Raw genomic sequence first — 11,441 nt, 5'->3', positions numbered from 1 at the left:
CAAAAATACGGAAAAGCTTGTAAAAACAACCAGTCAGTTGCTTAACTGACTGGCATTAGGCACAATGTGCCCGCTATTTTTATATTCAACATATAGCCGTTTAGATAGGACACGCCTGAGGTGCTGGTGGGATTTCATCCAGCTTCAGCAGCGTGATCATGCTGTTAGCGATTTCCCTTTCGCCCATGACTACCTCATTGGCACCGTGCTCGGTAATGTAGCTAACTTCATCGTCATAGTGCGCGCGAGCAATAATCTCCAGATCGGCACGTTTCTCACGGGCCGCCGCGACGATTTCCCCAGCTTCATAGCCGTTAGGGATTGTCAGTAATAGCCAACGGGCACAGTCGATACGAGCAATATCCATAACTTCAGGCTTTGTGGCGTTGCCCAAGACGGCTTTAATGCCTTGCTCACGTAGGGCATCGACGCGTGTACGTGAATTCTCAACGACTACCACGGGAATGCCTGCCTGATGCAATTTGGCGCCAATCAGGCTACCAACGCGACCATAGCCGACCAGCAGAGCATGGTTGCACATATCGACAGGAATCTGTTTCTCTTCTTCGATGGCTTCTTCTACGATCTGCTCTTCTATTGTTTCGTTCTTCGCCAGATAGCGTTCAAGCAGCGTAAACAGCAGCGGGTTTATCATGATAGAGAGAATGGCACCGGCTAATACCAGATTTCGACCTTCTTCGGACAACAGCCCCAACACAATGCCGAGTCCGGCTAAAATAAAGGCAAATTCGCCGATTTGCGCCAGACTGGCAGAAATCGTCAATGCTGTTCGTTTTGAGTGGCCAAAGAGGCGAACCAGCGCGAAAGCAGCGGCTGACTTACCGAACACGATGATTGCCAGAGTGATAAGCACGGAAATTGGGTCGTTCAGCAGGATCATCGGATCGAACAGCATGCCGACAGAAACGAAGAACAGTACGGCGAAGGCATCGCGCAGCGGCAGCGTATCGTGAGCTGCCCGCTGACTAAGTTCAGATTCGTTCAGTACCACACCGGCAAAGAATGCGCCCAGTGCAAAGGAGACATCAAACAGTTTCACTGCGCCAAAGGCGATACCCAGAGCCATCGCTAATACCGCCAGTGTGAAAAGTTCGCGTGAACCGGTGCTGGCGCTTTTTGCCAACACCCACGGCACTAGACGGCGACCTACCACAATCATCAGGGTGATAAACGCGATGACTTTACCTATGGTCCAAGCCAAATCTGCTAGCAGCTTGCTGGTGTCAGCATGCTCAGCTCCGATCATGTCACCGAAGGCTGGCAGCAGAACCAGCGTAAGCACCATCGCCAGATCTTCTACGATCAGCCAGCCGATAGCGATTTGGCCACGCTGGCTATCAATAAGCTGGCGTTCTTCCAGCGCACGTAACAGAACCACAGTACTGGCGGTTGATAGACAGAGGCCAAAAACCAGGCCGCTCGCCAGGTTCCAGCCCAGCATGGTGGATAGCCCCATTCCAAGTAGCGTTGCCACAGCAATCTGGGCTATTGCACCGGGAATGGCTATAGACTTTACCGCCATGAGGTCTTTCAGCGAGAAGTGCAGACCGACGCCAAACATCAGCAGGATTACGCCAAGTTCAGCCAGTTCTGATGCTAGTGAGGTATCGGCAACAAAGCCGGGGGTAAAAGGACCGACAAGCACGCCTGCGGCAAGGTAACCAACAAGGGGAGAGATACGTAGGCGGTTTGCCAGAATACCAAGGATGAAGGCAAGAACCAGCCCCCCAGCAATAGTAGAAATTAGCGGTGTTGCAGCATGCATCCCAACTCCTTGTGCCATAGGTGAAACGTAATTGAGCGGATTTACCCTTCTTGCCTTGAAGCTACAGCGTGGTTAGCGGCGCTTACGTACCCTTATCACTCTTATTATGTACCGAAAAGCGGATTGGGATTCGTTCGTTTGCTGTCTGGCTGCAACGCCAATATATTCTGGGTATACACAAATTCTATTGCATATAGCGAAATGTTGCTTGGATAAAAGTGGTATTTTATGAAAAACATCACCTTCTCAAGTTAAAGATAGTGTAACACAGATTTAGGGATGGTTTCTCACGATAAGCATTGATAAACATGCGTAATTATTCTGATGGCGTGATGTTCTAGGCTGTAATGCCTTACTGCTTTTCTGTGTATTCAGCGGAATAAATTTATCCACCTGCGAAAATCCTCAGAAAACAGAGGATAAACGGCGTGATGTCCGGTTATTCCAATGAAACATCCATATTAGCAAGAGTTTATGACGCCGCGACGATGGCACCAGGCCAGCGTGACATCACTATCGCTGCTATACCTAATATGGTTTTTTTGCCTATCACACATTGCTGACAGACGGCGTGAATGCGCTTCGCGCATTGTTCATCTGGCTGTGCTAAGTTGTGCGGTAAATTATAGTCTGTGCGATGAATTTCTCAGTGGTTCCACTGAGTCTTTAAAATAAACGGAGATTTATCATGCGTTTTTCAATAAAAGCTCTGGGATGTGCGATGGCGGTATCGCTAGCGCTAACGCCTGTGATGTCAATGGCTTGGGAAAAAGACAAAACATACGCCATCACTATTTTGCATACGAATGATCACCACGGCCATTTCTGGCATAACGATCACGGCGAATATGGTCTGGCGGCGCAAAAAACATTGGTCGATCAGATTCGTCAGGAAGTGGCGAGTAAAGGTGGCAGCGTATTACTGCTTTCCGGCGGTGATATTAATACCGGCGTGCCTGAGTCCGATTTGCAGGATGCGGAGCCCGATTTTCGTGGTATGAACATGGTTGGCTATGATGCGATGGCGCTCGGCAACCACGAATTCGATAATCCACTGTCTGTACTGCGTCAGCAGGAGAAATGGGCAAAATTCCCACTGTTATCGGCCAATATCTACCAAAAAAGCACCGATAAGCGGTTATTCAAGCCTTATGCCCTGTTCGATAAGCAAGGTGTGAAAATCGCGGTTATCGGCCTGACAACGGATGATACGGCCAAATTAGGCAATCCTGAGTATTTTACCGATATCGAATTCCGTAATCCTTCGACGGAAGCAAAGCAGGTTGTTGAGCAATTGCGTAAGAGCGAAAAACCAGATGTGATTATTGCCGCGACGCACATGGGGCACTATGACGATGGTAATCATGGCTCTAATGCACCGGGTGATGTGGAAATGGCGCGTAGCTTGCCTGCTGGCTATCTGGACATGATTGTCGGCGGTCACTCGCAGGATCCGGTCTGTATGGCGCAGGAAAACAAAAAGCAGGTGGATTATGTGCCTGGCTCGCCTTGTGCTCCCGATCGCCAGAATGGTACCTGGATTGTTCAGGCGCATGAGTGGGGTAAATATGTGGGTCGTGCTGATTTCACATTCCGCAATGGTGAATTGAAACTTGAGCATTATCAGCTGATTCCGATCAACCTGAAGAAAAAGGTAGAGAAAGACGGCAAAACTGAACGTGTCTTCTATACGCATGAAATCACGCAGGACTCTGACGTCATGAAAATGCTGACGCCGTTCCAGGAAAAAGGACAGGCGCAGTTGGGTATCAAGATCGGTAGCGTGAAAGGCAAATTGGAAGGCGATCGCAATCAGGTGCGTTTCCGTCAAACTAATCTGGCACACGTGCTGCTGTCTGCGCAACTTGAGCGTGCAGAGGCAGATTTTGCCATCATGAGCGGCGGCGGTGTCCGTGATTCGATTGAATCGGGTGATATCACCTATAAAGATGTACTGAAGGTTCAGCCGTTTGCCAACACGTTGGTTTACGTGAATATGAAAGGCAGCGACGTCGAGAAATATCTGACCGTAGCCGCCAATAAAAAGGTGGATTCCGGTGCCTATGCGCAATTCCTTAACGTCAGCCTGACGGCAGACGGGCAGGGTGTGCAGAACGTGAAAATCAAAGGCGAACCGTTGCAGGCCGATAAAGTTTACCGCATGGCAACGCTGAACTTTAACGCGATGGGTGGTGATGGTTATCCGCGTCTTGATAACCTGCCGGGCTATGTGAACACCGGTTTTGTTGATGCTGAAGTACTGAAGCAGTACATCGAGAAGCATTCTCCGCTGGATGCGGAAGCCTATGCCCCGAAAGGTGAGATTGTTTATAAGTAATTAATAATCATGGCGGTTTTTGTCTCTCGACCGATGACAATACCGCCATTTTTCTGGGCGCTATCCCGAGAAGTCATACTGCATCTAAGCCTGTAATTACCTACATGGAACAAATCTAATTTGCTGATTTAATTGATTAAATAATCTTATGCTTAGTAAAGCGCTTTAAAATAACAGACCAACCAAATAAACGATACTCCTGATACACCCTCACTAACGGAGTAGTCGGCACGATGAAAAGCGTAAATATTGAAATTAATGTCTGTGACAGTACAGGTAAATCAACATGTACTGTTAATCCCCCGATTCAGGTTAATTCTCACTCTTGCTGCCATTCAAATAACGGAGACGGGCAAGAACCCGGTGTTTCTGGTGTTTCCTCCGTATTCGGACGCACTGGCGTTGTCACTGCACAACCCGGCGACTATACGGCCGATCAGATTACCGAAACTGCCACCAGAAAATTTGTTACACCGGATGAAAAAGCCGTCTGGAATGCGAAGCAGGCTGCATTAATCTCTGGAACGAATATCCGCACGCTCTTTGGTCAATCGTTGTTAGGTAGCGGTGACTTTTCACCAACGCCAGCGCAAATGGGTGTATCAGCGGTAGGGCATACTCACACCACATCAGAAATCACCGACTACACGCAAAAAACAAAGCAGCTTATCCATTCCTCACTGGAAGCAGGGGCAGGCGTGACGCTGAGCTATAACGCTGTGAGTGAGAAAACAGTAATTAGCACAACGGGTGGTGGCTCCGGCAGCGGTAACTCTGATTACATCGTCGCCGATCGTCAGGGCGCAACGGCAGGGCAAAATCACGCGTTTACCATTAGCTCACAAAATACGTTCAATCTTGCGGCGTATGCGCTGAAAGAAGTCGTTGGTGCAGCGAATCAGGTTTATGTGGTTGATGATTTCAATGCATCTAGCGAAGAGAACTACAGCGTAACTGATGCTGCTGTGTTTGATAGCACATTACATCCCTATGCCGGAACACGATATCACTTAGATCAGTCCGGTAGTTTTTATTCGTCACAAATCAGAGCAGACGGTGAGAGCGTTGAAATTGATGCGATTAATGCTGTTAATACCTCGCTGATTCCTGCAATGACGGCAAATAATATGCCTGTTGGCTACACTGTTGATGCCTCATCTGAGTATTCAGCGCAATACGCGGCATGGACAGCATTCGATGGAACGTTAAATCGATACTGGGCGTCCAAAACGGTACCAACAGCGGCGAACCCGCATTGGTTGCGTATTACTATGGCGACCCCCGTATTGATTGATACATACAGAATTACAAACGAAAACATGCACTCAACGCCGCTCAGCCCGAAATCGTGGATGTTTCAGGGGAGTAATGATGGCACAACGTGGCATACGTTAAATACGGTCTCTAATGATACTCGCGATGCAATGGGGGCTGTTCGAGAATATACGTTTGCCAATAACACGCTTTATTCATCTTTCCGTATTTTAATAACAGAGCAAAACGGCGGTGCGCATGTCCAAATTGGCGAATTTGAAATATTCCGCAGCGATCGCCTGTTGATTAATGGTAGTGATGGTAAGTGGTATTCGGCGAGCAATGGGGTATTAACATCTATCCCGGCTCCGTTGGTGGCGGCAGATTTTTATGAGAATGGCTTTTTGTCATCTGGTGTAATATCCGACTCATCCTTGTTAGGTATATTGCCGGTAACGATTTTTTCATCTAAAAATATTGATGCAAACGTTCTATATACGCCGCATCCTCAAATTGCAATACAGAAAACTTTACCGAGTGCGGCAGCATGGTCACAAACCAATTCTGCAACGCTAACGGCAACCCAGACGGGAAATGGCAAAGTACGTGTCGCCGTCACGCGAGATCTGATTAACTGGCATGTCTTGCGGAGCGGGACGTGGGTTGATGTTGGTGTGCTTTCAGCAGATACGGCAGGCGCTACGGCGTTGATTGCTGATGGTATGACGCCAGCCGAGCTTGGTGGGATTACTGCGGCACAGTGGACGCAGCTGTTCTCATCAAACAATGGCGTACCGGATGCCCTCGCTTTTGCGTTTGCGCTTGATATCACCGACCCAGCCACAGACGCTGCGACCATTGACCGGCTGGTGCTGAACGTCAACGAGGCGTCTAGCTGGAAAGTGCAATCCCCTGCGGAAGTGGAAATTCGCTGGCGCACAGACAGCGTGACATTCCGCACCGTGGCGGCGGGTAATTACAAACTGGCGTATCAGGTTCCGTAATTCTTCTCTCTACTGCCTATTCCAACGGCCGCGTATATCGTGGCCTTTTTTCATCTTGGTTTTATATAAAAAGAATAAATTATTAAAACGCTTTAAAATAATACTCTCTCTAAATAAACGAAACTTCTGATGCCTTTTATCAATGGAGCCATCAGTACTATGAAAAACATCAATATTGAAATCAATGTTTGTGACAGTACAGGCAAATCAACATGTACCGTTAATCCTCATCCTTGCTGTCATTCCGATAACGGAAGTGGGCAAGAGCCCGGAGTTTCTGGTGTTTCCTCCGTATTTGGACGGACCGGTGTTGTCACTGCACAATCCGGTGACTATACCGCCGATCAGATTACCGAAACGGCCACCAGAAAATTTGTCACACCGGATGAGAAAGCCGTCTGGAATGCGAAGCAGGCTGAATTAATCTCTGGAACGAATATCCGCACGCTCTTTGGTCAATCGTTGTTAGGTAGCGGTGATTTTTCACCAACCCCAGCGCAAATGGGCGTAGCCGCAGCAGGGCATACTCACACCACATCGGAAATCACCGACTACACGCAAAAAACGAAACAGCTCATCCATTCCTCACTGGAAGCAGGGGCAGGCGTGACGCTGAGCTATAACCCAGCGAGTGAGAAAACGGTAATTAGCGCAGCGGGCGGTGGTTCCGGCAGCGGCAACTCTGGCTACATCGTCGCCGATCGTCAGGGCGCAACAGCAGGGCAAAATCACGCGTTCAACATTAGTCCACAAAATAAATTTAATCTCGCGGCGTATGCGCTGAAAGAAGAAGCGGGTGCTGCGAATCAGACTTATGTGGTTGATGATTTTAATGCGTCGAGTGAACCAAATTACAAAGCGACGAGTGCAGTTATTTTTGATGGCATGGCCAGTCTTTATACTGGTTCAAACTATCAATTAATGCCAGATGAGGGTTTTTACTCTGCTGAAATAAAATCGGATGGTGAGAAATTAGATATCGCGGTAATGGCTGATTTTTCTTCGTCCGTTATTCCTTTTATGACATCTAATACATTGCCAGTAGGTTATACAGCGAGTGCATCTAATGAATCTCTAGGGATGTATAAAGCTTTTATCGCGTTTGATGGATCTAACAATTCAGGTCCGCCACCCAACTGTTGGGGAACTGATGGTACATGGGTACCTTCTATTGAACGTCCCCACTGGCTACAAATCGATTTACCAGCAGAAGAGGTCATCGGTGGTTATCAAATTACCAACCGTAGCCAACTGGATATGGGGAATGTTCGAACGTGGAAACTCCAAGGCAGCAATGATAAGAGTGTAACGTGGGATGATTTACATTCCGTTACCGATGACGTGAATAATGAACCTGGTGCGATAAGGAATTTTACTCTCTCACAAGTCGCTAGTTACAAAAGTTACCGTCTGTTAATTACAGCTATTAATGGTAGTAGCCCATATGTCACTATTTCAGAATTAAAATTTTTTCAACCAAATGGAAAGTTTGTCATCCATACTGGTGGGAAAAACTATGGCTTCTCTGGAAGCATACTGACTGAAATCACTGGAGAGTTGACCCCAGAAAAAATAGATCTGTTAGGTGTATCGAAAATCGATTCATTAAATACGACGCTGCCTATTTTTACTACTCCTGTAAAACTGATTTCTGATCGGCAGATTAGTGTGCGCACAACATATACTCCATTAGAGCAATTAGTCATTCAGACGTTATTAACATCAACTGATTCATGGTCACGAATTAATTCCGCAACGTTAACGGCAACGCAGGCGGGCAGCGGCAAAGTACGCGTCGCCGTCACGCGAGATCTGATTAACTGGCATGTTTTGCGGAGCGGGGCGTGGGTTGATGTTGGTGCATTGTCAGCAGATACGGCAGGCGCTACGGCGTTGATTGCTGATGGTATGACGCCATCTGAGCTCGGTGGGATTACTGCATCACAGTGGACGCAGTTGTTCTCATCAAACAATGGCGTGCCGGATGCTCTCGCGTTTGCGTTCGCGCTTGATATCACCGACCCAGCCAAAGATGTTGCGACCATTGACCAACTGGTGCTGAACGTCAACGAGGCGTCTAACTGGAAAGTGCAGTCACCTTCGGAAGTGGAAATTCGCTGGCGCACCGACAGCGTGACATTCCGTACTGTGGCTGCGGGTAATTACAAACTGGCTTACCAAGTTCCGTAATCGCTCACCAGGTTAAATATTCCAATGGCCGCGTATATCGCGGCCTTTTTTTATTCTTAATTTTATAGAGAAGGAGGTATCAGATTAGTAAAGCACGTTGAAATAATACACGGGTCAAATAAGTGATATTTACAATTCCTTTTATCAATGGAGTTATCAAAATAATGAAAAGCGTAAATATTGAAATTAATGTCTGTGACAGTACAGGAAAATCAACATGTACCGTTAATCCTCACTCTTGCTGCCATTCAAATAACGGAGACGGGCAAGAACCCGGTGTTTCGGGTGTTTCCTCCGTATTCGGACGCACTGGCGTTGTAACCGCACAAGCGGGTGATTATACCGCCGAGCAGATTACCGAAACGGCCACCAGAAAATTTGCTACACCGGATGAAAAAGCAGTCTGGAATGCGAAGCAGGCTGAATTAATCTCTGGAACGAATATCCGCACGCTCTTTGGTCAATCGTTGTTAGGTAGCGGTGACTTTTCACCAACGCCAGCGCAAATGGGTGTAGCAGCGGTAGGGCACACTCACACCACATCAGAAATCACCGACTACACGCAAAAAACGAAACAGCTCGTCCATTCCTCGCTGGAAGCCGGGGCGGGTGTGACGCTGAGCTATAACCCGGTGAATGAGAAAACCATCATCAGTGCTGCTGGTGGTTCCGGCAGCGGCGGTTCGGGCTATATCGTCGCCGAACGCCTGGGCGCAACGGCAGGACAAAATCATGCGTTCAGCATTCGCCCACAAAATGCATTTAATCTCGCGGCGTATGCGCTGAAAGAAGAAACCGGTGCGGCGAATCAGACTTATGTGGTTGATGACTTTAATGCATCAAGTGAGCCGAATTACAATGCGACCAATGCGGTTATTTTTGATGGCGCAATGCATGAATATACCGGCGATATATTCACGCTTAATAACCATGATGGCATTTATTCTGCACCAGTTCGAGCTGATGGAGAGTCGATTAATCTTTCCGTTGTTGCAAAATCTGTTGTTCCGAAAATGACATCAAATACAAATCCAATCGGATATGTCATTAGTGCCAGTGATATGTCCAGACCTCAATTTTTACCCTACTTTGCATTTGATAATGACAATAATTTATCTAGTAATGAATATGATTGTTGGGGAGGGTTAAATGCTGCGACTGTAGCCAATCCTCACTGGATTAGGGTTGATCTACCAACTCCAACAACAATTTCCGGTTATAGCTTTGCTAACAGAACGGTCATTTATAATAATGGTCCGAAAGACTGGATTTTTCAGGGCTCTAATGATGGGGGGGCAAGCTGGGATGACTTACATGTTGTAAATAATGATGTCAATAATACGCTCGGCGCTGTCCGCCGCTATAATTTCTCGCCTGCGGAGGGATATAAGAGTTTTCGGCTGTTTATTACCGCTGGTGGCAATAACAATAACTACCTGACATTAAAGAAATTTAACCTATTTCAGTCTGAAAAGGTTTTAATTAGCAGCAAGGGTAAATGGTATTCTGCAAATAATGGTTCACTGACTGAGGTTTCCTCGGCTGATTTTGATAGTGGGTTTACTCATTCAGGCTGGATTTCAAATGAATCAATCTCTGATTTGCTGCCAATCAAGATTGTTGGTAGTGCTCAAATTGATTTACGGTCGTCGTATATTCCTTATACGCAGATTGCTATTCAAAAATCACTGACGTCTGCCGTGTGGTCACAAATCAATTCCGCAACGCTAACGGCAACGCAGACTGGCAGCGGCAAAGTGCGCGTCGCCGTGACGCGGGATCTGGTGAACTGGCATGTCTTGCGAAGCGGGGCGTGGGTTGATGTTGGTGCGCTGTCAGCAGATACGGCAGGCGCAACGGCGTTGATTGCTGATGGTATGACGCCAGCCGAGCTCGGTGGGATTACTGCGGCACAGTGGACACAGTTGTTCTCATCAAACAATAGCGTGCCGGACGATCTCGCCTTTGCATTCGCGCTTGATATCACCGACCCAGCCACAGACGCTGCGACCATTGACCGGCTGGTGCTGAACGTCAACGATGAATCTAGCTGGAAAGTTCAATCACCTGCGGAAGTGGAAATCCGCTGGCGCACCGACAGCGTGACATTCCGCACTGTGGCAGCGGGCAATTACAAACTGGCGTATCAGGTTCCGTAATCGCTCACGATACTCAGCATTCTACTGGCCGCGAATGTCGCGGCCTTTTCTTTTGATGTCGTCCAATTTTTCTCCCGCCACTCACTACGTCATTCTAACCGCTTAGCACGCTATTCTGCCGCCTACCCAAATACCCGCTCTACGCGCGTACGCGATGACGTACTGTGCCACCACTATCTCCCTTATCTGAAATACGCGATGACTTGCGTTATCGCACGGCGCTTTACCAGGGTTTATTTTTCTACAGCTAACAAAATCAAACGATTGTAATTTTTAATTGAAGGATGTCTTATGAAGAACAATTCCATTCTTAAACACATCCCCTGGATGATTCTTGGAATCATTGGGGCTGCCTGCCTGGGCGTAGTTGCACTACGTCGCGGTGAGCATGTCAGTGCCTTATGGATTATTGTTGCTTCTGTCGCCGTTTACCTCGTGGCTTATCGATACTACAGCCTGTATATCGCACAAAAAGTCATGCAGTTGGATCCGACCAGAGCAACACCCGCCGTTGTTAATAACGACGGTCTTAACTATGTGCCGACGAACCGTAACGTCCTGTTCGGGCATCACTTTGCTGCTATCGCAGGTGCAGGTCCGTTGGTCGGGCCGGTGCTGGCCGCGCAGGTCGGCTACCTGCCGGGCACCTTATGGTTGCTGGGCGGTGTAGTGCTGGCGGGTGCCGTGCAGGACTTCATGGTGCTGTTTAT

Annotated in this window: 6 protein-coding genes; 5 read left to right on the top strand and 1 reads right to left on the bottom strand. The window is 47.9% G+C overall.

The genetic code is table 11. The features are described 5' to 3' along the window. Positions 1 to 100 precede the first annotated feature (100 nt). Positions 101 to 1,786: a YbaL family putative K(+) efflux transporter gene (ybaL, locus tag A0G03_RS08345; protein WP_048259168.1), complete on the bottom strand. Its 1,686-nt coding sequence runs from the start codon at positions 1,784 to 1,786 to the stop codon at positions 101 to 103. Between the two features lie 688 nt (positions 1,787 to 2,474). Here ybaL and ushA point away from each other — a divergent pair. The 5 genes from ushA to A0G03_RS08320 all read left to right on the top strand — a co-directional run. Beyond that, positions 2,475 to 4,124 (top strand): bifunctional UDP-sugar hydrolase/5'-nucleotidase UshA, encoded by a 1,650-nt coding sequence (ushA, locus tag A0G03_RS08340; RefSeq protein ID WP_048259169.1) that lies wholly within the window; start codon positions 2,475 to 2,477, stop codon positions 4,122 to 4,124. Between the two features lie 233 nt (positions 4,125 to 4,357). After that, entirely contained in the window at positions 4,358 to 6,382 is a 2,025-nt protein-coding gene (locus A0G03_RS08335; RefSeq protein ID WP_048259170.1) for a discoidin domain-containing protein, read from the top strand. Positions 6,383 to 6,541: 159 nt separating this feature from the next. Next, a complete protein-coding gene (locus A0G03_RS08330; protein ID WP_048259282.1) occupies positions 6,542 to 8,572 on the top strand; it encodes a discoidin domain-containing protein in 2,031 nt (676 codons plus the stop codon). A gap of 164 nt (positions 8,573 to 8,736) precedes the next feature. Beyond that, on the top strand, positions 8,737 to 10,731 hold the full coding sequence (locus tag A0G03_RS08325; RefSeq protein ID WP_048259171.1) for a discoidin domain-containing protein: 1,995 nt from the start codon (positions 8,737 to 8,739) through the stop codon (positions 10,729 to 10,731). Between the two features lie 291 nt (positions 10,732 to 11,022). After that, the coding region (locus A0G03_RS08320; RefSeq protein ID WP_279628598.1) for a carbon starvation CstA family protein at positions 11,023 to 11,441 on the top strand (419 nt) is incomplete at its 3' end.

The sequence above is a fragment of the Pectobacterium peruviense genome, from assembly GCF_002847345.1.
GTDB lineage: Bacteria > Pseudomonadota > Gammaproteobacteria > Enterobacterales > Enterobacteriaceae > Pectobacterium > Pectobacterium peruviense.
Note: the sequence above shows the minus strand (reverse complement) of the source record. Positions and strands in the feature narration are given on the sequence as shown.

What these genes read in the sequence shown, in the direction of transcription:
- ybaL (WP_048259168.1), bottom strand. Translation starts at nt 1,786, where the DNA reads ATGCATGCTGCAACACCGCTAATTTCTACTATTGCTGGGGGGCTGGTT.
- ushA (WP_048259169.1), top strand. Translation starts at nt 2,475, where the DNA reads ATGCGTTTTTCAATAAAAGCTCTGGGATGTGCGATGGCGGTATCGCTA.
- A0G03_RS08335 (WP_048259170.1), top strand. Translation starts at nt 4,358, where the DNA reads ATGAAAAGCGTAAATATTGAAATTAATGTCTGTGACAGTACAGGTAAA.
- A0G03_RS08330 (WP_048259282.1), top strand. Translation starts at nt 6,542, where the DNA reads ATGAAAAACATCAATATTGAAATCAATGTTTGTGACAGTACAGGCAAA.
- A0G03_RS08325 (WP_048259171.1), top strand. Translation starts at nt 8,737, where the DNA reads ATGAAAAGCGTAAATATTGAAATTAATGTCTGTGACAGTACAGGAAAA.